This is a genomic window from Bacillus cereus group sp. BceL220, from assembly GCF_051776965.1.
In the GTDB taxonomy this organism is placed as follows: domain Bacteria; phylum Bacillota; class Bacilli; order Bacillales; family Bacillaceae_G; genus Bacillus_A; species Bacillus_A cereus.
Genome location: NZ_JBPWBC010000006.1, coordinates 26509 through 49818, shown reverse-complemented (window position 1 = coordinate 49818; position 23310 = coordinate 26509). Strand labels below are relative to the sequence as shown.

Below are 23310 nucleotides of genomic sequence, written 5' to 3'. Positions count from 1 at the left end.
TTCTACTGTAAAATTCCTTTTAAATCCCAGTATGCTTCTTCTAGCCACGGATGTATAACTTTCAATGTATCTTTCCTTTCCCACAAATATGAAATATATACAAAAGCTGCTTTTTCCAAAGATTTTTCCAATCCTTTTTTTATTTCTATTAAATATGGTGGTGTCCCGTTTTGATCCCATTCTATTTTATCTGCAACAAATAATACTAAATCCATCTTCGTTGCATGTTTACGCAACGTTGTATGGCAACAAATTGCATTTAAAATTTCTTCATCTTCTACTTTAAATATTTCTTTTGCGATTACTCTCGATAATTTTTGATGAATAATCATAGGAATTTTTCTTTCTGTTTCCACTATTTCTACCCCAAATTCTTCAGCAACTGCAATCCGCTCCTCGTTCGGAAAAATGCCACTAATATCATGTAAATATCCTGCAATTGCTGCTTTTTCTTTATCTACGTGAAACTTTTCTGCAATCTTTTTTGCCTCATTTGCCACACGAATTGAATGTTTATATGTAAACTCTTTATTATATTTTAGTAGAAAAGCTTTAATATCATTGTCTATTTTTCCAGTTGGAGTAAATAAATATATATCATTACATAACATAGAAAATCCCCCTTATAACTAACTTCCATTATAATGTAGAATCTAAATATCCTTGTTATTTTATATTCGTTATTAATCTTTTTACTCCTTTTTAATACGTTACATGAAATTTTATACAGAATCATCGCTACAAGTACATAAATGTTTGATATTATAGTAATGTTGATGATTTGTAAGGAAAGGAACTACACAATGAATAAAAATATATTAATTATTGATGATGATAAAGAAATTGTTGAATTACTTGCTGTTTATTTGCGAAATGAAGGCTATAACATTTATAAAGCTTATGATGGCGATGAAGCATTGCAAAAGGTTTCTACATATGAAGTTGATCTTATGATTTTGGATATTATGATGCCAAAACGAAACGGATTAGAAGTTTGTCAGGAAGTGCGTGAAAATAATACTGTACCAATTCTAATGCTTAGTGCAAAAGCAGAAGATATGGATAAAATATTAGGCCTTATGACAGGTGCCGATGATTATATGATCAAACCATTCAATCCATTAGAATTAGTAGCTAGAGTGAAAGCTTTATTACGAAGATCCTCTTTCCAAAATGCTACTTCGCAAAAGAATGAAGATGGTATTATTCGTATTCGCTCTGTTGAAATACACAAACATAATCATACAGTTAAAGTAAATGGAGAGTATATTAAACTAACCTCTATTGAATTCGATATTTTATATTTACTTGCGAGTAATACAGGAAGAGTATTTAGTTCAGAAGAAATTTTCGAACGCGTTTGGAATGAAGATGGTTATGGTTCAAATAAGACGGTAATGGTCCATATTAGCAACTTACGAGATAAACTTGAAACAGTAATGAATGGAGAAAAATTGATTCATACTGTTTGGGGAGTTGGCTATAAAATTGAGAAATGAAGCATTTGATATATTAAAAGATATTCCTAAATGGAAACTTATTTTTTGGCTTTTATTAGCTATCACACTCACTCCTATTACTGAACTAATTATTTATCGCCTCGTTACGAGTGTAATTGAGAGTTCACTTACTCTAACTGAACTCGGTAAAGAATTCATTCGAATTTTTGGTTATGAAAAGTATAAAGGGATTAAAGAGTCTTTATGGATGATGATTGTATCTTATTTGTTTTTATTTTCTATTTTTTCATCCTATCTTTACATTTTTTATCGTCACGAGAAAAAACTTTATTATGAAACTTGTATAAAAAAAATGATAGAAGAAATTCGTTATATTGCAAATGGAAACTTCAATCATAAAGTTTCTATTGTAAATCATAATTATCTAGAAGAATTAGCAATCGGGGTCAATGAAATTGTTGAACAATTAAAAGTCTCCATTGATGAAGAAAGACAAGCGGAACAAGCAAAAAGTGAACTTATTACAAATGTATCACATGACTTACGCACCCCCCTTACTTCTATAGTTGGATACGTAAATTTAATCCATCATGATAATTATAGAGATGAAGTGGAATTGCGATACTATATTCAAGTCATTTACGATAAAGTAACTCGTCTTAATGCATTAATGAATGACTTGTTCGAATATACACGTGTTCAAAATAAAGAATTAAGCTTGTATTCTGTTCCTATTGATATTGTAGAGTTACTTGGACAATTAACTGTTCAATTCCGCATACAGGTTCAAGAAGCTAATATAGAATGTCGGCCTTCTTTCCCGTCTCAAAAGCTTATGGTATTAGCTGATGGTGACAAATTAGTGCGTGTGTTTGAAAATCTTATTATAAACGCTATCGCTTATGGAAGCGAAGGTCGCTATATTGACCTTACTGCTTATGAAAGCAATAATATGATTACAATTGATATAACAAATTACGGACAACCTATTCCTAGTACGGATTTACCTCATATTTTTGAACGTTTTTACCGCGTTGAGAAATCTCGCTCTACAAACACTGGTGGATCTGGACTTGGATTAGCAATTGCAAAAAGTATAGTCGAGTTGCATAAAGGAACAATTGAAGTATATAGTGATGACGAAAAAACAACATTCACTGTAAAACTACTTCCATACAAATGTTAATATTACAAATAAAAAGTTCAATTTCTTATCATATAAGAAATTGAACTTTTTCTATTATTTCCCTAAATTTAATAATCCTTTATAATTCTTTAGAAATTCTTTACCTTTTCTTTCTTCCTAATTAAGCATTCCTTTTTACAATACTATTATTGCTGTCATAATAGGAGGATCACTTATGCAATTCTTAAAAAAATTCGCTATTTTATTATTATCTTTTTTCATTACTGCACTTATCGTTTTATATTTTTATCTTTATGTAAATGGTCCGATTATTCAAGCTAAATCAGCTATTTTAATAAATGCTAATTCAGGTGAAATTGTTTATAAAAAAAATGAAGAAACCCCAGTACAATCAGCTACTTTATCTAAATTAATGACGGAATATATCGTATTGGAACAACTAAATGATAGAAAAATACAGTTAGATGACTTCGTACAAATAAGTAACGAAGTTTTCCGAGTAGAAACAAGCCCTATACAAGTAACATCGAATGATAAAACAACGGTTCGTGATTTACTTCATGCATTGCTACTGGCAGGGAATAATCGTTCTGCACTCGCTCTAGCAGAACACATTGCTGGAACTGAAGATAACTTTACAATATTAATGAATAAAAAAGCAAAAGAACTACAGTTATTACAACCATCTCCATTTCTAAACTCTACTGGAATTAATCATGATACAAATAAACAATCAACTACAACAGCAATAGACGCAGCTAAACTAGCTGCACGCTTAGTAAAAGATTTTCCAGATGTATTGAATATTACGAAACTAACCTCTTACCAATTTACCTTCAAAGATTCCCAGGTTTTCAATACGAATAAAATGATATATTCCCTTAATGAAAACATTAAACTTCAAGGTGTTGATGGCTTACAAACTAGTTTTTCAACTAACGGTAATTATAGTTTTGTCAGTACAGCAAAACTAGGAGATACTAGACTAATTTCAGTAATATTAGATGCAGATGAAGAAAACATCTCATTTATTGAAACAAAAAAGTTGCTACAGTATGGTTTTGATCCTTCCTCGTACTCTGCACTCCAAGCTTTTAAAGACACCCTTACATCTTGGACAATATTGCTTCAGTTTAAAAACTTAATTATACAAACTATAATGATTTTCTTAATCATTACCACCTTAATGTTTTTACATATACGTCAGAAAAAATCCGAAGATTTCAATTAAGAAATCTTCTTATATATAAAAACCGACTTGCGCTTGAGATGCAAGTCGGTTTTTAATTCTATCATCCTCGTCCAATCAAATTTGCTGAAACTGGTTGCAAGTTTAACTCCCTCGCCCATATAGATAGCTGACCAATATGATGGATTTCATGTACGATTACATGTCTTAAAACCTATGTTTTTTGAGGCATACATCCATCTCTGTTTCCTTTCGTTGTATTCGTTTGTTTAGTTTAAATGGGTTAATCTATTAATTCTATTAAATCCAACAATTTAACTATTACACTTTAAAGTTCTATTCATATACTATAGTAGATTACTAGAAAGGAGGTTTAACTATGGATAGTTGCGTTGTATTTGTAAACGGACAACCTTTTTTAGTTCTTTCAGTAGCTGGTATTGAAATTGCTAGATTAGAGATTTCCCTTCAAGTAGCATTAGCTCTAAGAGTGCTTGGGATACCAATCTGTGATTAATTACCAAATTAATAAGAAAAGAGGGCATTAGCCCTCTTTTTTTATTTTCTTCTCACCTTTTCTTAACAACAAATAAAATTTAAATTTTATTTGTTATATTGTAATGAAAATCCGAAAAATCAACCCATTTTATTCAATAAAAAAGAGCACCACCCATACCTCATTATCCGTTTCTATAATATTCAAGTTTGATTAATAATAAAATTAAAGTATATGAACGTTACATGAAACACTTGTTAAGATAGCTCTCCTTCACACTATTTATTTCGCTGACGCTATATTATCAAAGCACACAATGATTAACTTTTTATACGGCTTATTTTAAGTATGCTTGCCAATACTTTTACTTGTATGTTCTATACACTCATTCTCTACGGTATACTGATACCAACTTATATTTTTTGATGAGGGCCCATTTCCCTATATCCCTCTTTATTCCCATGTACTTTTTTTCTCAAATCCAAGCTAAATAATCTATATTGTTATCTTTTAAAATCAGCTCACTATCTGATTATATTAATAACCTATCACCTGGTAAAATCCTATTACCTAATTTATCTTCAATTGAATGGTCCATCATTTATACTTACGGATTGGCTTTCCCGTATCTATTGTGCATGGATATTGGATTTTCTAGCATCTAGCTCATTTCTTTAAAAATGTCGGATTTTTCGTCTATTATTAAATGAATAATGTTTGGAAGGGGATATAATATGACAGAAATTAAAGTAGGGCTTACACAATTTTTAGACTTCACACTGAAAGGTAGTACAGCTAAAACAACCTTTATAAAAAATCTAAGATCCCAACCTGAATATCAACCAGCTTTTGATTACTGGAAACAATTACGAGAAACTGTTATTAAATTTCATCAAAACAGACTACCTTTTGAATATTTCGAAACATTAGTACAAACGGTTGATCAGAAAAAAAAACAAAACTACATTGATGTCATAAAGCAATACAAAAAATTCATTAAAAATAAAGACATCTCTTGGTTTGATCCAGGTAAATCACATTGGAAATCAGATGATTTAATCGTCCGTTCATCACCTGAACTTGGCTTATTCATTAATAATGAGCCACATCTTATCAAACTGTTTTTCAAAGGAAAAAAAGAGCGAATTGATAAGTACAACATTAACTCGACACTTACACTATTAAATGAATCAACATTTTCAAATGAACGAAACGATGTGAATTATACGGTACTTAACATCCAAAAGAACAGAATGTATACGAATAACTCTATTAATAATAATCATTTAGTAGCGCTTAAATCAGAAGCTAACCAGTTTTGCTATATATGGAATAATCTATAAAGGTTACTATTCATCCCTTTTAATACCTTGTTGATGCATACTTTAGTTACAATTTTTACAGATTCATTCAGTTTCGTTTAATTAGGGCTCACCCTCTTATTCCTCAGAAACAATGCAGGTGGGCCTTTTTCAAAAATGGTTTCTTTGTCAGTTTTAACATACTAGCTCTCCCCCGAAACAGCTGCAATTGAGATTATTTTTGTTTTATTATCCACTATACCCACCAAGCCCTTTTGTTAACATAATATAATTATAAATTACTATTGTTGCTACTTCTTCCATTCATATTCTAACATACTCATTTCCCATAAATTCCAATACGTTTCTCCTACTCTTTTTGACTCTCTTAATAAGCCTTCTTTTACAAACCCTATTTTTTCGTAACATGAAATGGCCGATATATTAAAATCATACACACCAAGAGTTACTCTATGTAGTTTTAATTCGTCAAAAGCAATATGAAGTACTGCTTTCATCATATGTTTTCCTATAGAACGTCCTCTCATCTTCGTATTACCAACTAATACTTTTCCAATTCTAGCGGACTTATTAATATTATCTATTTGCCCAAGCGAAATATGACCAATAACGTCTGAAGTCTCTTCATCTACCACTTTGAAAGCGAGTGTATTTGCACTTTCTATATACTTCTCTAATTGCTGTTCGTCTAAAGGGAATGTGAATGCATTTCCTGACCATTGTATTAGAAATTCTTCAGAATTAATCCAATTTATTAATTGTTTAAAATCAGATTTTTTAAAGGTTTTTAGTTTAATCACTTCCATGCTCCTTTCGTACATCATACTTTATAACCTCAAACTTATTTCTATATAAAGAATATATTCTCCTTTTATATGAAATTAAAATAAAGCCATTCATGTGAATGGCTTTACAAAAAAGCAGCATAATTATGCTTTGTTTGCTACATCAATACCATTAAAATCAAAGTCAGCAGTAACCGTTGTAACAGGTGGGAAAATTGCTTCAATTTTACAAATGGAAATAATTACTCCAACCGATCCAGGAATAGCCGCAAGCCTAACTACATCACAACTTACAGACGAAACAGTACCTACATAAATACGTCCCTCTGTATTAATTTGAACTGTTCGATTAATTAATTTCTTAAGTTCATCTCTAATTCCTTGTACACAAGAATTATCACATTTCTCATGCTGTTCTTTTTTACACTCTTCGAATACTTCCCAACAATCATCTTGTTTACATGTACACTTCTTTTTACAATTATTAAATCGAGAACCCAATACCTCACCCCCTAATCCTTTCTATTAGTAAAGTATGTCCACTAGCTTAAAAGGGTACGAGGCAAACACATAAAAAGAAAAAAACAAACAATTGTACCAAACCTTCTTTTCATTATTCATTATAAAAACAGACTTCTCCTAATTAAAATCTTGTTTAATGAGCGGCCGTGAATTTAGTCCTACTCCATTTAATGTTTAGACACCACTTTCTAAAACAAATCTTTTTCTTTTAATAAGATGCCCCTTAAAAACACACTAGATTTTCCCATTAACTCACATATACATAGACTTTATTTGTGGATTTCCCATTTTTCATTGTGAAATATACATTTAAAAAAGCGTACTCGAAAATAAGATATTATATGTAATCAGAACGCTTTCTTCAACAAATGTTTATTGGAAAACACCATAACTAGTAGTAGTTCTCTCCACTATCTCTTAAAAATTAGCATAGTTTGTATGAACTCTATATCGAGTAGAAAACACTCTATCATATAAAGATAAAATAGTAGGTTAATAAACAAGCCATTTTTTTTATTAAAACATAGAATAATATGAACACTATTGAAAGGAGGTAGAAATGAATGTCTTGGAAAAATGATTGCTGGAGTTCTCAGAAAAAGCATTGTTGTGATGATTGGTGGAAATCTAAAGAAAAGCATCATTGTGATGATGATTGGAGTTCTCAGAAAAAGCATTGTAATGATGATTGGTGGAAATCTGAAGAAAAGTGTCATCGTGATGATGATTGGAGTTTTAAACGAAATAAGTGTCGTTGTAAATGTTTCTTTATTTGTTGCCATTGTAAAAGAAAAAATTGGTAATATTTTTAATGTCAACGTAAAGAAAAAAATATGTCTTTTGGAATCAATCGGGCTTTTCCGGAAAGTTGATCCCTCACCTACTTCCTTGCTTTCGCTGAATTTTTAGGTGGGGGCATTACTGCCCGGCAAATAGCGAGATAAATACTAGGATGTAATATATAAAAAGCTGACTGAGTATAGTCAGCTTTTTATCAATGAATACGTAAAGGTTTAAACCGGCATATAAGTAGTCGCGCTTTGTCATCACCTTGTTGTTGTAAATTAGTATTTCTCCATTGAATAGACATTCCATAATATCGTATTTTGATTAAAACTAAAAAACATACTTAACACCAATAGTAGAATTTTTCTTCTTCATCAAATTCACTTTTTTTCTTTTTATTAACATAAAAAAGGAGCTCTGTTTATATAGAGCTCCTTTCTAATTTTATAATTTACTAGACTGTAACCCCTGAATAAACGGTACTACTTCAGGATTTACAAGTGACGACAAATCACCTAATTCTTTTCCTAAATAAGCTGCTTTAATAACACGGCGCATTACTTTAGAATTACGTGTTTTCGGTAAATCCTCTACAACGTGGATGTCTTTAGGACACAACGCTTTGCCAATATGTGAGTTTACTAAACTCATTAATTCTTTCTTTAAATCTTCTGTAAATATTACCCCTTCTCGTAATACAGCAAAGCAATGACAAACTTCACCTTTCACTTCGTCAGGTACACCAATTGCAGCAGCTTCGATTACATCGTTATGTTTCACAAGAATAGATTCATATTCAGCAGGTCCAATACGTTTACCTGCAATATTTAACGTATCGTCTGAACGCCCTGTGATGATATATTGTTCACCATCGTAAATGACCCAGTCACCGTGGACCCATTTATTTTCAAAACGTGACCAATATGTGTTCACGTAACGTTCATCATCTTCCCAGAAGCTTTTCGTCATACCTACCCAAGGTTTCTCTAAGCATAATTCTCCGACTTCATCTCGAATTGGTTTACCTTGATCATCCAGTACGACAGCTGCCATTCCTGGTAAAGATGCGTTAAAACTAATTGGTGCGATTGGTTTAATAAGAACATTACCGAAAATCCCACCAGAGATTTCAGTTCCACCTGAGTAGTTACAGATTGGAACATTTCCTTTACCAACTGTTTCAAACAGCCACATCCATGGATCAGGATTCCAAGGTTCTCCTGTTGATGCGAATACTTCCAAACTCTTTAAAGAATGTTTATTGACATACTCATCACCTTTTGCCATTAATGCTCGGATTAACGTTGGCGAAATACCTAGATGAGTAATTTCATATTTATCAACTGTCTCCCATAACCGGTCTGCTTCTGGGAAGTCTGGAACACCTTCGTACATAACCATCGTTGCTCCATTAATGAGTGAACCGAATAATAAAAATGGCCCCATCATCCAACCCATATCAGTTACCCATAATACACGATCACCTTGTTTAATATTCATTCCAAATCCTGCATCAAAAGCTGCTTTCAAAGGAAATCCTGCATGCGTGTGTACTGTTCCTTTCGGCTTACCAGTCGTTCCTGATGTATAAATGAGCATTAATGGATCATCACTTTGCATTTCCTCGGCATGTATGAATGGTTTTTCTTTTTCTAGCGTACTCCACGAAAAGTCATAGTTATGTGGTGTAAAATCATTTCCTGCATGACGAACGATAACAACTTTTTCAACAGTTGGGCAATGTTCACAAGCTTTATCTACTTCATCTTTTAAAGAAACAATTTTACCGCGGCGTGAAAATCCATCTGCAGTAATAATCATTTTTGAACCCGCCGCTTGCACACGTGTCATAACTGCATCAGACGCAAAGCCTGAGAATATTGGTGAAATAATTGCTCCAATTTTCATTACAGCTAGCATCGCAACAACTGTTTCTGGAATCATCGGCATATAAATTGTTACACGGTCACCTTTTTCAATACCCGCGTGTTTCAAACCATTGGCAACACGGCTTACCCAGTTATCAAGCTCTTCATATGTAAATGATTTTGAAGTTCCATTTTCTCCTTCGTACTGAAGTGCTGGCTGTATTCTTGTCTCTTCATCCGCAAGCCAGCGGGATAAAGCTGATTCTACAACGTTACATGTTCCGCCATTATACCACTGTGCAAACGGTGTACCATTTTCTAAATCTAACACCTCTGTATAAGGTTTCATCCATTGATAGCCAACTGCTTTTTCTGCCTCTCCCCAAAGCCAAGCTGTTTCTTCAATAGATTTATTATAAAAAGTTTCATAGTCTTCATATCCCAATGATTTCATCCAACTATATAAACGTGTTTTTTCCTTGTACTCTTCTGTTGGAAACCAAACTGCTTGTTTCAATGTTTTCCCCTCCTTAACTTTTTGAGCAAGAAAGCCCTAAATAGGGCTTTTAAACTGGATATACAGGATGTTTACGATCCGTGAATACTTGATATTTACTCATATACATTTCGAAACGTCCTTTTAACTCTTCACGTAAATTGTTTGGATGAACAATACCATCAATCACCATCTCTGATGCTAAGTGGTATATATCAATATCTTTCTTATACTCTTCACGTTTTTCAGCAATAAAGCTAGCACGCTCTTCTTCTGGTAAAGCTGCAATTTTATTTGCATATACAGCATTGACCGCAGCTTCTGGACCCATTACCGCAATAGAGGCTGTCGGTAATGCCAGGCAGCAATCTGGTTCAAATGCTGGACCTGCCATCGCATATAAACCAGCACCATATGCTTTACGAACAACGATAGAAATCTTCGGTACAGTTGCTTCACTCATTGCAGAAATCATTTTTGCACCGTGGCGAATAATACCAGCACGCTCTACTTTTGTACCGATCATAAATCCTGGTACATCCGCAAGGAATAATAATGGAATATGATATGCGTCGCATAAATTAATAAACTTAGCAGCTTTATCAGCTGAATCATGGAATAATACGCCGCCCTTCATACGCGGCTGATTTGCAATAATACCAACTGGCTTACCATCAATACGTGCTAAGCCTGTAATTAGCTCTTGAGCAAATAATTTTTTTACTTCATAGAATGAACCTTCATCAATAACTCTATTAATGAGATCTTTCATATTGAAAGGAGCATTTTGATTTTCTGGAATGATTTGTTCTAACGTTTTATCGAATTGTTTCGGTTCTTGAGGTGTAACCAATGGAGTCTTTTCTAAGTAGTTATTTGGAAAATATGAAATGTATTGTCTTGCTTGTGTAATCGCATCTTCTTCTGTCTTACATAAAACATCTCCGCATCCTGATACAGAGCAATGCATACGAGCTCCGCCCATTTCTTCTAAAGTTACCTTCTCACCGATAACCATCTCAGCCATACGAGGAGATCCTAAATACATAGATGCATTTCCTTCTACCATCATTACAACGTCGCAAAAGGCTGGAATATAGGCACCACCAGCTGCAGAAGGTCCAAATAATAAGCATACTTGAGGAACTTTACCTGATAATTTCACTTGATTATAGAAGATTCTCCCTGCACCACGGCGCCCTGGGAACATTTCTACTTGATCTGTAATACGTGCTCCAGCAGAGTCGACTAAATAAAATAACGGAACACGTAGTTTTTCAGCTGTTTCTTGAATACGTAAAATCTTTTCAACTGTGCGTGATCCCCACGATCCAGCTTTTACAGTAGAATCATTGGCCATTACACACGCAGTACGACCATGTATTTTACCCGTTGCCGTTACAACGCCGTCCGCAGGTAAGCCTGTTTGTTCACAGTTAGCAAATAATGCATCTTCTACATATTCGCCATTATCAAATAGAAGCGCTAAACGATCTCGAACAAATAATTTTCCTTTTGCTTTATTTTGTTCATGATATTTTGGTGCGCCGCCTTGTTTAATCGTTTCAACTCGTTCTTCAAATGTATTTGATTGTTGTTTTTGATCTAACATATTTACTCCCCCTTATACGTTGGTGTGCGTTTTTCCTTGAATGCTTGTAATCCTTCTAGTCTATCTTTCGTATGGATTACACCTTCATACGCTTGTTTTTCCATTTGTAATCCGGTATGTAAATCAACTTGAATACCGTTTGAAATCGCTTTTTTTGCTAATCGAACAGCAATAGGTCCATTACTAGCAATTTTCTCTGCTATTTCAATCGCTTTCTCTTCAAGTAAATTAGCTGGTACAACAAATTCTACTAAACCATATTCTTTTGCTTCTTGCGCTGAAATACGTCTACCTGTATAAATTAATTCTTTCGCTCTACCAACTCCAATTAATCTCGGTAAGCGCTGTGTACCACCTGCTCCTGGTATAATTGCAAGTGTCGTTTCAGTAAGACCAAGACTTGTACATTCAGCAGCAATTCTAAAATCACAAGCTAAACTTAATTCCGTACCACCACCAAGTGCGATTCCATTTATAGCAGCAATAACTGGCTGTGGTAATTGTTCAACCATCTCCATAGTAGTGCGAATCATACTAACAGCATGGCGAACTTGTTCTTCATTCATATTGGCACGCTCTTTTAAATCTGCACCAGCACAAAATGCTTTTTCACCAGCACCAGTCAAAATAACTACACGCACGTTTGAATCTTCACTTATTTGAGTTAATATAGTTTGTAATTCATCTAATAATGCTAAAGATAATGAGTTTGCTTGTCTTTCACGATATAACGAAATCTTTACAACGTGAGGTGTTACATAATCAACTGAAATGTTTTGTAATTGTAGCATCTTCTCACCTACTTATCGTTTTATGTTGAAGCGCTCTATACACATGACTCGGTAATTGGATATTTAATTTACTTTGAATAAATTGACTTGCTCTCAATAACTTCTCTTCATCAATATTCGTTTGGACTCCTAACTTATGGAGCATATGTACTAGGTCATCAGTAGCAACATTACCTGATGCTCCTGGTGCATAAGGGCAGCCCCCGAGTCCACCACAAGAACTATCAAACGTTTTAATACCGTATTCTAATGATTTAACTACATTCGCTAGAGCCATTCCATACGTATTATGAAAATGCATGGCAAACTGCGAAGCATCATACTTCTTTAATAGATGTTCTAATACTTGTTCTACTTGTAATGGATTCGCTACACCGATTGTATCCCCAAGAGAAACTTCATAAATGCCGTATGAAAATAGTTGATTACATAATTCGTCAACTGCTGTGACACTTATATCCCCTTCATAAGGACATCCAAATACAGTTGAAACATAGCCTCTTACTTTTTTACCTTCAAATGTTGCCTGCTTTGTTATATCTTCTATTACAGCTAATGCTTCTTTAATTGATTTATTAATATTACTTTTATTATGAGATTCACTTGCTGATAAAAAAACATTCACCTCATCTACATTTTGCAAAAAAGCTCGTTCCAAACCATTTTGATTTGGAACAAGCGCAGCATATGTAACATTAGGATCCCTTTTCAGCTCAGAAAACACATCATTTGCATCCGCTAATGCTGGGACCCATTTTGGGTGAACGAATGAGGAAACTTCAACATACGACAATCCTGCTTCTGTAAGTAGTTGAATCCATTTTACTTTATCTTTTGTGCCAACAATTTTTTTTTCGTTCTGTAAGCCATCACGTGGTCCTACTTCTTTAATGACAGCAAAATTAGGTAGTTTCAATTCGCTTCCCCCTATATCTCCCTATTCAATTTCTAGTAATACATCTCCTTCATTTACAAAATCGCCTTCTTGCACATTAATTTTCATAACCGTGCCAGCTTCTTCTGAAATGATTGGAATTTCCATTTTCATAGATTCTAAAATGACGACATCCTGCTCTTCCTCTACTGTATCTCCTACTCCTACAACAATCTTCCAAACGTTTCCTGCCATCGATGCGTATACTTTCGTCATCATTTTTTCCCCCTTAATATTGTTAAATCTTATTTCTTAACGAGTTGTTTCGTTACAAAACCCGTTGTATAAATACCACTTTTAAACACATCATCTTCTAAAACTTGCAGTAGCATTGGTGTGTTCGTTTTAATACCTTCTACTTTTAATTCTTCTAGAGCATCATGTAATTTCAAAATTGCTTCCTCACGAGTCTCGCCATGTGCAATAACTTTTGCAATCATTGGATCATAGAAAGGTGTAATCGTTACATGATTTTCTAAGAAGTGATCAATCCGTACATTTGACGGTAATGTTAAATCTGTAATTTTCCCAGGTGATGGGAAGAATGTTTTCGGATCCTCTGCATAAATACGAGCTTCAATGGCATGACCACTACGTTTTACATCATCCTGAGTAAATGATAGTTTCTCTCCACTTGCGATAAGGAGTTGCTGTTCTACAAGGTCTAATCCCGTAATTTCTTCTGTCACTGGATGCTCTACTTGTAATCTCGTATTCATCTCTAAGAAATAGAAGTTCTTCTGATCATCTACAAGAAACTCAACTGTACCTGCATTTGTATAGCCAAGTGCTTTGGCAGCTTGTACAGCAACTTCTCCCATCGCCTTTCGTGTACCTTCATCTAAAAATGGTGAAGGTGCTTCTTCGATTACTTTTTGATTTCGGCGCTGTACCGAACATTCACGCTCCCATAAATACACTGTGTTACCATGTGTATCTGCTAAAAGCTGAATTTCAATATGATGCGCATCTGCTATATATCGCTCTAAATACATTTCTCCGTTACCAAAGAAGTTTTGCGCTCTTGTTTTATTACTTTCAAACGCTTTGGTGAGCGTTTGCTCAGTTTCCATCAACTGCATACCAATGCCTCCGCCGCCTGCGGATGCCTTAAGCATTAAGGGATAACCAATTTGTTTTGCAATTTCAATTGCTTCTTCAGCAGTTTCAATATTTGTAGTAATACCTGGGACTACTGGGACATCTGCTGCTTGCATTGCGATACGTGATTCGATTTTACTTCCCATCTTCGTAATGATTTCTTCTGAAGGACCGATAAATACGATTCCTTCTTCTTTGCAACGAACCGGAAAAGACGGATTCTCTGATAATAAACCATAACCCGGATGAATCGCTTCTGCATTTGTCTTCTTAGCTATTTCAATAATTTTTTCAAGGTTTAAATAACTTTCTTGAACACGCGGTCCACCTACTAAGTAAGCTTCATTTGCCATCTTCACATGAAGGGCATTTTCATCTGCTTCAGAATAAATAGCAACAGTGCGTATGCCAAGTTTTTGACAAGTTTTCATAATACGAACAGCAATTTCCCCGCGATTCGCAATTAATATTTTTTGAAACATAGTGATTCCTCCCTTTTATCTACATCCTAAATGTCTAGCAATTACGAGACGTTGAATTTCAGAAGTTCCTTCACCAATTTCTAATAGTTTCGCATCACGAATATGTCGTTCAACTTCATATTCACGCATATAACCATATCCACCATGAATCTGTACTGCTTGATTCGCAATACGGCTTGCTGCTTCCGATGCAAATAGTTTTGCCATTGCCGCTTCTTTGCCGAAAGGCTTATCGTTATCTTTTAACCAAGCTGCTTTATGTACTAAATTGCGTGCTAGCTCTACTTCAGTCGCCATATCAGCTAATTTAAATTGAATCGCTTGGAAATTAGAGATTGACTTTCCAAATTGTTGACGTTCTTTCGCATATTGTAATGCACGTTCAAAGGCTGATTGCGCAATACCAACTGCCAATGCAGCGATTGAAATACGCCCTCCATCAAGTGTATATAAAAATTGTTTAAAGCCTTTATTTACATCACCAAGAATATTTTCTTTCGGTACACGAACACCATCAAGTACGATTTCACAAGTATTAGAAGCGCGAACACCCATCTTATCGTAAGGACTTGAAATCGTTAATCCTTCACTCGTAGTAGGCACGATAAATGCAGAAATACGTTTTCTACCATTCTCTTCAATACCGTTGACAGCGGTTACAATAATTGTATTTGCATACTCTGCGTTTGTAATCCAACACTTCTCACCACTGATTACATACTCATCACCATCTAATACCGCTTTCGTTTGAGTACCACCTGCATCTGATCCAGCATTCGGCTCCGTTAATCCGAAGGCACCTAATGTTTTACCTGACGCCATTGGAACTAAATACTTTTGTTTTTGTTCTTCTGTACCGAAATAATAAATTGGAGAAGCACCTAATGAAATTGTTGCAGCATAGCTTAAACCGGTGCCACCACAAGCGCGACCAATTTCTTCAACTGCTAACGCATACGATACCGTATCGCCACCTGAACCTCCATACTCTTCTGGGAATGGGATGCCTAATAATCCTAGTTCGCCCATTTTTTGAAATGTTTCATATGGAAACTCTGCAGTTTTGTCATAATATACAGCTTTCGGTGCGATTTCCTTTTCAGCAAAGTCACGTACCATTTCTTTAATCATTTGTTTTTCGCGAGTTAGAGTAAATTCCATTCCGCTACACATCCCTTATCGAATATTGAGTTTCGACAGCGTGCGAGTTTCTACTACAAACATAACAACTTAAAAGACAAGAATATTAGTTAGACAATTGCTACAATTCTGTCATAACTTAATTTTAAAACAGATTCTGTACTAATGCACAAAAAAAATCCTACATTGTTCTACAACAACATAGGAGGTTTTGTGTCGAATTATGTAATTTATTGTTTAATAATCTCTACCTTTTCCGGAATCAGAAATTTCTACTAATGCTTCAGGGTATGGTTCGAAATATGTTTGTCTTAATAAATACTTTTCATCAAATCGAATAGCCCATGATTTTAAAATTGTAAGTAAACTACTAAGTGGTATTTTCTTTTCTGCATACTTTTGTAACAGTTCTATAAAATGATCTTTTTCTTGTTTTTTTAACTTTGTTTTAAAATATCCAAAAATGTGCTCGCATACATTTACATTCGATGTATAACGGGGCGCACGCATAAATAATTCATATAAAGTCTTCTCATAGTTTTCAAATACCACTTCAATCTTTTCATTTTTTTGATTTGCAATTATACGCCCTAATTCCTTTTGTTTCACCTGATTATATGCCATAAATAAATATTTATTGTCCGACTGAAACGATACAAGGTCTTTTATATTTTTACTATGTTTAATCATTTTGTAATATGCGATTGTAAATAGCCTTGTAAAGAAATGCTCTCTAATAATAAAATTCGACAATCTGCCTTCCTCTTCAATAGGAAGATGCGAAAATTTTTTTACTACTGCTCCGCCAAATAAGCCCGATCCTTTTCCCTTTGCTGGCGCTTTTTCAAAACCAGAATAAATTTTCACATCACGCGTACCACAACTTGGTGAACGATTCTTTAAAATAAAACCATCCACATCCGGTATCGTTTGTAAAAAGTCATTTGAAAACTGCTCCATTTTTTCAGTTACATCTTCTCGTGTCGACGGTTGCACAAGTCTATTCTCACCATTTTCTTCTACAATTCGTATCGTTTCACGAGGAGTCCCCAATCCAATCTCGACTTCTGGACAAACAGGTATAAATGTAACAAATGGCTGCAAATTTCGTATTGTTACATCTGGAATCATCTCTCCATTATAACGACAAGCATCAAATTCTAAACATTTACTTACGACGATTGTTGGTTTTGCAAATTGTCGCATCTTATTACCTCCTTAGTGCTAGCCCGTATAATATAAATTGTACTAAGATTAACATTTTAAGCAAAGTTTGATTCATTTATTTTTATGAGAAATATATATCCAATGATATATTAACAATCATTCAACTCTATTTTCTATAAATGTGCGCCTTATTAATGAGGGTTTAGATATTGTGAAATGAATAATACACACTTGCTTCGGAGAAATTAATGATTAAGAAAGGAGGGATTGTTATGAAAAAGAAATTATCATCTATTTTAAGTGTTTTAGCACTATCTATTATGTTTTTAGGTACATCTACGCAAGCTGAATACGATGGAAATAATATGAATAGAGTTAATAACACTGATATTTCAACTCGAGTAAATGACAATAACTTAGACAGAGTTAATAATGATGTAAGAACTCGAAATGTAAATACAACAAATGATTTAAATGATAATCGTGATAAAAATAATAATTGGGCTTGGCTTGGTTTATTAGGACTAGCAGGATTATTAGGTCTTAGAAGAAGAGACAAAGAAACACGCTGATTTAGAATGTTTTTAGTAAACAAGTACTTATTTATCAAAAATATATAATGAAAATAAATCGCCTTTTTAAAGGCGATTTATTTTTACTTAAAAGTAATGTATGTCATTCACACTTCAACGATTAAAATCGTGGAGTTAATCCATACAATATAAATTGAATCGTATTTTCAATTTCCGCTTCATCATTCCATTTTTCTTCAGGCAATAATAAAAATCGTGTTAATAATAAACCTAATACAGCTGATAAAGTAAGACGTAGTACGGAAGATGGTGGTATCTCAATAATTTCCCCTTCTTCTTGAAATTTCACAATCAACTTTTTGAAATGTGAAAACAGTTCTGTTTCTACTAATTGCTGTATTTCATTTTTCAGTTCTGGTTGGAATGGCACCTCTTGAATTAATATTTTTATCATAGGAAAGTGTTTTTGAGCAAATTTAAACCTATTATGAATTACAACCCTTAAAAGTCTTTCATATGATTCATACTCCGATTTAAATATTTCTTTTGCAAAGGTTTGTACGAAAAATGGTGCAGCGAACTTAGTTAAAGTTGGCATTACGACCGCTAGTAATAAATCTTTTTTCGTCTTATAGTAGCGGAAGATTGTTCCTTCCGCTACACCAGCCCGTTTTGCAATTTCACTTGTTGAAGTTGAAGCGTATCCTTTTTCTCCAAACATATCAACAGCCGCCTCTAATATTCGCATTTGACGTACATTTCTTTTATCCGTATTAGTTGCAGCTATTAATTCCTCCAGCCAATCCTTCTGCATTTATAAAGCTCCTTTTTGTCATTATTATATTTTGCGATGTTTCTTTAAAGCAAATACATTTCCTACTGCAAATAATAGTGAAAAAAGTAATAATACAGTAAGATCTAATGCAATCTCTGTAAACCCTTGATTCCGAATCATCACTTGTCTCATTGCGTCAGCGCCGTATGTGAGTGGAAATACTTTCCCTAACATTTGTAGCCACTTATTCATAGATTCCATTGGAAACAATCCAGAAAAGAAGATTTGTGGCACAATAACAAGCGGTATAAATTGAATCATTTGAAATTCATTATTTGCGTATGCCGATAAAAACGTACCTAATGTTAGTGCAGTTAAAGAGAGCATACATGTAATAAGTAACGTTAGCCATATGGAGCCAGCTACGTATAAATCTAAAATATAAACGGAAAAACTTACGATAATAATGGATTGTATAAAGGCAAAGATTCCAAAACCAATAATATAACCTGCGACTATTTCCCATCTTCTTACTGGGGTGGATAATAACCTTTCTAGCGTACCACTTAAACGTTCTCTTACGAAAGATACACCTGATAATATAAATACAAAGAAAAATGTAAAGAAACCAATTAATACAGGACCAAGCCCATCAAACATCGTAAAGTCTTTAGAGCCATGTAAATAATTTACTTCAGGTTTCATAATCGATACATCATTCTTCTCTGTGCTTTTTTGCAATACTTGAAGTACAGCACGATTTTTTGACGAATCACTACCTTCCAACAGAAGTTTCATTTTTCCATTCTCTATTCGAAGTATTGCATCTACCTTTTGTTTTTCTAACTCAGAAATCGCGTTTTCTTTACTGTATTCATAAATTGACGCTTCTTGATTTTTCATCACTTTTACTATTTGAGCGGGCATATCAACAACAGCAATTTGCGGTATATAGTCTTTTTGTGTAAACACTAGCGATAATAGCCAAAGTAATAACATTGGTGCCCCAAACATCATCGCTAACGAACGCTTATCTCGAAAAAATTGGCGAATAATACGAATGATTACACCAGTAACTCTCATGATGACACCACCTCTTCCAACAAAAAGACATCTTCAATCCGTCCAGATGACACGCGTTTTTTCAATTCTTCAGTTGTTCCAACCGCAACTAGTTTCCCTTCTCTAATTAACCCTAGACGCTCACAAAATTCAGCTTCATCCATAATGTGCGTCGTTACAATAATCGTTGTGCCTTTCTTTTTAAGATCATAAAATTTTTCCCAAATCGTTTTTCTAAGAAGCGGATCTATCCCCACTGTAGGCTCATCTAAAATTAATATTTCTGGTTCATGGAGGAGTGCTATTGCTAATGATAAGCGTTTTTTCATTCCACCTGAAAATTGTTGTACTTGCTTTTTCATATACTGTGACAATTGTACAAGTTCAAAAACCTCTGCAATTCTTGTCTTTTTACTTTTTCCCTTTAATCCATACATCGTTGCTATAAAATCTGCATTTTCATATGCTGACAATTCTTCATATAATGCATCCGCCTGGGCCATATAACCAATTCGTTTCATTTCATTTAAATTAGGCATATTAGTATTATTAACAAGCACTTCACCTTTCGTTGCCTCATTAATACCTGCAATCATTTTAATGAGCGTTGTTTTCCCCGATCCAGAAGGTCCAACAAAACCAAAAATCTCTGCTTTTTCAACTTGCAATGAAAGATTGTGTAACACTTCTTTTTTTCCAAAACTTTTTGATACAGTCCGTAAAATAATTGAAGGTTGTTGCACGTTTCATCCTCCTTTTCCAATAAAAATGAGTGAGTACTCACTTTTATTTTACTCTTGCTTAATTATATGTCAAACTTCGTTGATTAGTATGTATGTTCAATCACCGATATTAAACAATGAAACAGAGTCGACATTAGCATTTCATTTCCTAAAGTCGACTCTGTTTCATTTAAACTATAAATTTCACTTTACGTTTTTAAATTCATATACTTCCGAATTCTAGCAACGTCTAAAGAATATTCGATAACTAATTGCTGTAACGGTAAAATAACTGTGTCAGGATATAAATGTGCATATTGTAATGTTTCTGCATATTTTTCTAACCTTTTTTCTAAATACTTTATTATTTGATCAGGATGACTTACTAATAAACATTTACAATAATAATGGATTTGTTCCTCAATCGCCGTGTATTCTTCAATTTCATATTCTTTATGCATGTGTACACCCCTTTAAGTTTTTTATATGAATTACTTATCACAATTTTCACTCGACAAATTTTAAGTTTTTTGATTATTTACACTATAACAAACACTGAGGGTCAAATTTTGTTACTTTATGTAACGTAGAAAATTTTTAACAAAATTGTAATGTTTACTCCTGCAAAATACAGAAAGCCCCTTTACTCATTTTTGTATAAAAAAAATCGTACAGCTTAATTTAGCTGCACGACTACAATTTCTGGCCTATTCAAAATCCTTTGCGGAATGATACTATTTCCTAATCCTCTACTCACTACCATTGATGTATTTTGTTCTACATATAAACCCGCTGTATATTTAGGTAAAACACCTTGATTTGGCGCAACTAATCCTCCGATAAATGGCAATCTAACTTGCCCTCCATGAGCATGTCCCGATAAAACCAAATCCAACCTCTCATTCGTATATTCCTTTATAAATTCAGGCCGATGGGATAATAATACATTATATTTATCTGGCTGCATTTCAATTTTCGCTTTTTTAATTTCATCTATTATAATATTTCCTTCATCACGGTTTCCAGTAACAAACTCTGGATCATCAATACCTAGCAAGTTTATTTCTTGCTCACCCTTTCGAATGCCTACATGTTCATTCCTTAAAACATTGACATCATATTTCTTCAACTCTTTTTCTAAATTGTTATACTTTCCAGACCATTGTTCATGGTTTCCTGTCACAAAATATACAGGATATTTCTTTACAATTTCTCGTATTAATTGCATACTAACTTCTGCATCGTATGATTTACTGTCAATTAAATCACCCGTAATCGCAATAATATCTGGGTCTATACTTTTTATTTTTTGAATTAACACATCTTGATTATCGCCAAATTTTTTATTGTGTAAGTCTGAAATTTGTAGAATTTTATACCCTTTAAAAGAGGATGGTATTTTACTAGAGGTTATTTTAACCTCAGTTATACTTATTAAATTGTTCTGTAAATATAAAAAGATTGTAAAACCTACTAATATACAAATAATCATTACAATTCTATTAATCTTCTTTTTCATATTTTCTCCTTTACATTCTCATCAAACACTTCTATATGCTAACTGAATTATATTATACTTTCTTAAAATTTATTTAAATTAATAAAATAATACAGTACATGAAATTTCATATGAGATATGTCATATATATTCGTTATATTTTTACTTTTACCTTTTTAATAATAAGAATACAAAAACGACTCTTATCACACGAAAAGAGTCGTTTTCTAACTTTATACTTTTAATACTTTCATGTTAAAAATGCGAAAACTAAAATACTATTACCTAAGAGCCTTAACTATAACTTTAGTTGCCTCTGCAATGAGTTGATTATCATAGGTTGCCTCTTTCTCATCTTTACTAGATAAAATTGCGATGATAATTGGTGCTCTATTCGGAGGCCAAACGATAGCAATATCATTTCTTGTCCCGTAACTGCCAGCACCTGATTTATCTCCAACTACCCAGTCAGTTGGTACGCCTGCACGAATAAGTTTGTCCCCTGTAGCATTTCCTTTCATCCACTCTGTAAGAATTTTACGTTTTTCAGCTGGAAGTGCATTTCCGACCGTAAAAGCTTTAAGATTCGTAGCAATTGCTTTCGCTGTACTAGTGTCACGAATGTCTCCTGGAATAGCTTCGTTTAATTCTGTTTCAAAGCGATCAGACATAGTAACCCGATCCCCCATCTTTCTAAGCGCTTTTTCATATCCTTTAGGTCCGCCTATTTTATTAAATAAAATGTTCCCTGCAGTATTATCACTTGAACGAACAGCAGCCTCAGCAATTTCTCCTAGTTTCATTCCAGTATCTACATGTTTCTCTGTAACAGGTGAATAATCCACTAAGTCTTCTTTCGTAAATGTGATTACTTCATTTAATGTATCAATTGAGTTTTGCTGTAGTAATACTCCTGCTGCTAAAGCCTTGTAGGTTGATGCGAAGGCAAATCTTTCGTTAGATCGATAAGAAATTGTTTGATTTGTACCAGTATCAATCGCATATACACCTACTCGAGCATCAAATTTTTTCTCAAGTTGAGAGAACTCTTTATGCGTCGCCTGATTTTTATGTTTCACTTGTCCAGTCTTTTCTTTCGCTTCAACTTGCAGTGCCCCTCCTGTAAAAGCTTCTAGGCTTGTAATACTTAAACCTAATATACCAACGCATATTCCTATTTTTAGCATCCTCTTATTTTTCAAAATCATCATTCCTTCCAAATTTTTAGCACCTTTTTATACGTACACATAATAGACAATCACCGAACCAAATTTGTTCCATAAACTAAAAAAATTATAGCTAGTATGAGAGTTATTAACAAAATAAGAGATAGTAGCTACGACGCCTCTATCTCCTATTTCATATTTCATTTTTTTACTTATAAATGGCTTTATATGAACAGGTTCTTTCCCTGAGAAAAGT

Annotated in this window: 24 protein-coding genes and 1 pseudogene; 7 read left to right on the top strand and 18 right to left on the bottom strand. The window is 33.7% G+C overall.

Features of this window, described 5'->3' with window-relative positions; all coding sequences use genetic code 11:
* Positions 1-2: 2 nt before the first annotated feature.
* Positions 3-611 carry a bis(5'-nucleosyl)-tetraphosphatase (symmetrical) YqeK gene (gene yqeK, locus ACS2FK_RS16965; RefSeq protein ID WP_063547343.1) on the bottom strand — a complete coding sequence of 203 codons (609 nt, stop codon included), beginning with the start codon at positions 609-611 and terminating at the stop codon, positions 3-5.
* Positions 612-803: 192 nt separating this feature from the next.
* Here yqeK and ACS2FK_RS16960 point away from each other — a divergent pair, with 192 nt between their 5' ends.
* The 3 genes from ACS2FK_RS16960 (at position 804) to ACS2FK_RS16950 (ending at position 3838) form a co-directional block, all read left to right on the top strand.
* Complete coding sequence (locus tag ACS2FK_RS16960; protein WP_001038809.1) at positions 804-1499, top strand: response regulator transcription factor; 696 nt, start codon at positions 804-806, stop codon at positions 1497-1499.
* Positions 1489-2646 (top strand): sensor histidine kinase, encoded by a 1158-nt coding sequence (locus tag ACS2FK_RS16955; RefSeq protein WP_001243312.1) that lies wholly within the window; start codon positions 1489-1491, stop codon positions 2644-2646. The genes ACS2FK_RS16960 and ACS2FK_RS16955 overlap by 11 nt, the downstream gene beginning before the upstream one ends.
* 175 nt (positions 2647-2821) lie before the next feature.
* Complete coding sequence (locus tag ACS2FK_RS16950) at positions 2822-3838, top strand: D-alanyl-D-alanine carboxypeptidase family protein (protein ID WP_063547342.1); 1017 nt, start codon at positions 2822-2824, stop codon at positions 3836-3838.
* Between the two features lie 61 nt (positions 3839-3899).
* Here the strand turns inward: ACS2FK_RS16950 and ACS2FK_RS16945 are convergent.
* Positions 3900-4010 (bottom strand): annotated as a pseudogene (locus ACS2FK_RS16945) (DinB family protein); the annotation flags it as partial.
* Between the two features lie 165 nt (positions 4011-4175).
* Between ACS2FK_RS16945 and ACS2FK_RS16940 the strand changes: the two are divergent.
* Together ACS2FK_RS16940 and ACS2FK_RS16935 are read left to right on the top strand one after the other, a co-directional pair.
* A complete protein-coding gene (locus ACS2FK_RS16940; RefSeq protein WP_000376554.1) occupies positions 4176-4313 on the top strand; it encodes a DUF3956 domain-containing protein in 138 nt (45 codons plus the stop codon).
* A gap of 713 nt (positions 4314-5026) precedes the next feature.
* Positions 5027-5635, top strand: coding sequence for a hypothetical protein (locus ACS2FK_RS16935; RefSeq protein ID WP_063547341.1), 609 nt, complete (start codon positions 5027-5029; stop codon positions 5633-5635).
* Between the two features lie 269 nt (positions 5636-5904).
* On the opposite strand, the gene ACS2FK_RS16930 is transcribed toward ACS2FK_RS16935, so the two are convergent.
* A complete protein-coding gene (locus ACS2FK_RS16930; RefSeq protein ID WP_000990089.1) occupies positions 5905-6438 on the bottom strand; it encodes a GNAT family N-acetyltransferase in 534 nt (177 codons plus the stop codon).
* Positions 6439-6543: 105 nt separating this feature from the next.
* Complete coding sequence (locus ACS2FK_RS16925) at positions 6544-6900, bottom strand: hypothetical protein (RefSeq protein WP_063245759.1); 357 nt, start codon at positions 6898-6900, stop codon at positions 6544-6546.
* Positions 6901-7497: 597 nt separating this feature from the next.
* Between ACS2FK_RS16925 and ACS2FK_RS16920 the strand changes: the two genes are divergently transcribed.
* Positions 7498-7830, top strand: a complete 333-nt coding sequence (locus ACS2FK_RS16920) for a hypothetical protein (protein ID WP_063547340.1) — start codon at positions 7498-7500, stop codon at positions 7828-7830.
* Positions 7831-8151: 321 nt separating this feature from the next.
* On the opposite strand, the gene ACS2FK_RS16915 is transcribed toward ACS2FK_RS16920, so the two are convergent.
* The 8 genes from ACS2FK_RS16915 to ACS2FK_RS16880 form a co-directional block, all read right to left on the bottom strand.
* On the bottom strand, positions 8152-10092 hold the full coding sequence (locus ACS2FK_RS16915) for an AMP-binding protein (protein ID WP_000806506.1): 1941 nt from the start codon (positions 10090-10092) through the stop codon (positions 8152-8154).
* Between the two features lie 49 nt (positions 10093-10141).
* Positions 10142-11683, bottom strand: coding sequence for an acyl-CoA carboxylase subunit beta (locus ACS2FK_RS16910; protein WP_000886755.1), 1542 nt, complete (start codon positions 11681-11683; stop codon positions 10142-10144).
* 2 nt (positions 11684-11685) lie between these two features.
* Positions 11686-12474 carry an enoyl-CoA hydratase gene (locus ACS2FK_RS16905; protein WP_063547339.1) on the bottom strand — a complete coding sequence of 263 codons (789 nt, stop codon included), beginning with the start codon at positions 12472-12474 and terminating at the stop codon, positions 11686-11688.
* 4 nt (positions 12475-12478) lie between these two features.
* Positions 12479-13390, bottom strand: a complete 912-nt coding sequence (mvaB, locus tag ACS2FK_RS16900) for a hydroxymethylglutaryl-CoA lyase (protein WP_063547338.1) — start codon at positions 13388-13390, stop codon at positions 12479-12481.
* 21 nt (positions 13391-13411) lie between these two features.
* Positions 13412-13627, bottom strand: a complete 216-nt coding sequence (locus ACS2FK_RS16895) for an acetyl-CoA carboxylase biotin carboxyl carrier protein subunit (RefSeq protein WP_001987345.1) — start codon at positions 13625-13627, stop codon at positions 13412-13414.
* Positions 13628-13653: 26 nt separating this feature from the next.
* Positions 13654-14991: an acetyl-CoA carboxylase biotin carboxylase subunit gene (locus tag ACS2FK_RS16890; RefSeq protein ID WP_063547337.1), complete on the bottom strand. Its 1338-nt coding sequence runs from the start codon at positions 14989-14991 to the stop codon at positions 13654-13656.
* Positions 14992-15006: 15 nt separating this feature from the next.
* Complete coding sequence (locus ACS2FK_RS16885) at positions 15007-16152, bottom strand: acyl-CoA dehydrogenase (RefSeq protein ID WP_000397279.1); 1146 nt, start codon at positions 16150-16152, stop codon at positions 15007-15009.
* A gap of 216 nt (positions 16153-16368) precedes the next feature.
* Entirely contained in the window at positions 16369-17337 is a 969-nt protein-coding gene (locus tag ACS2FK_RS16880) for a YbgA family protein (RefSeq protein WP_044306560.1), read from the bottom strand.
* A 233-nt stretch (positions 17338-17570) separates the two neighbouring features.
* On the opposite strand from ACS2FK_RS16880, the gene ACS2FK_RS16875 reads away from it, so the two are divergent.
* Positions 17571-17870: a WGxxGxxG family protein gene (locus ACS2FK_RS16875; RefSeq protein WP_000728157.1), complete on the top strand. Its 300-nt coding sequence runs from the start codon at positions 17571-17573 to the stop codon at positions 17868-17870.
* Positions 17871-17991: 121 nt separating this feature from the next.
* Here ACS2FK_RS16875 and ACS2FK_RS16870 read toward each other — a convergent pair whose 3' ends face one another.
* The 6 genes from ACS2FK_RS16870 to bla all read right to left on the bottom strand — a co-directional run bounded on the left by ACS2FK_RS16870 (position 17992) and on the right by bla (position 23096).
* A complete protein-coding gene (locus tag ACS2FK_RS16870; RefSeq protein ID WP_063547336.1) occupies positions 17992-18645 on the bottom strand; it encodes a TetR/AcrR family transcriptional regulator in 654 nt (217 codons plus the stop codon).
* A gap of 24 nt (positions 18646-18669) precedes the next feature.
* Positions 18670-19689 (bottom strand): ABC transporter permease, encoded by a 1020-nt coding sequence (locus ACS2FK_RS16865; protein WP_006928521.1) that lies wholly within the window; start codon positions 19687-19689, stop codon positions 18670-18672.
* Positions 19686-20411: an ABC transporter ATP-binding protein gene (locus ACS2FK_RS16860; protein WP_001187075.1), complete on the bottom strand. Its 726-nt coding sequence runs from the start codon at positions 20409-20411 to the stop codon at positions 19686-19688. The genes ACS2FK_RS16865 and ACS2FK_RS16860 overlap by 4 nt, the downstream gene beginning before the upstream one ends.
* Before the next feature lie 188 nt (positions 20412-20599).
* On the bottom strand, positions 20600-20851 hold the full coding sequence (locus ACS2FK_RS16855) for a hypothetical protein (protein WP_000548621.1): 252 nt from the start codon (positions 20849-20851) through the stop codon (positions 20600-20602).
* Between the two features lie 215 nt (positions 20852-21066).
* Complete coding sequence (locus tag ACS2FK_RS16850; RefSeq protein WP_000727189.1) at positions 21067-21909, bottom strand: metallophosphoesterase; 843 nt, start codon at positions 21907-21909, stop codon at positions 21067-21069.
* Between the two features lie 260 nt (positions 21910-22169).
* On the bottom strand, positions 22170-23096 hold the full coding sequence (gene bla, locus ACS2FK_RS16845) for a class A beta-lactamase Bla1 (RefSeq protein ID WP_063549314.1): 927 nt from the start codon (positions 23094-23096) through the stop codon (positions 22170-22172).
* Positions 23097-23310: the final 214 nt, after the last annotated feature.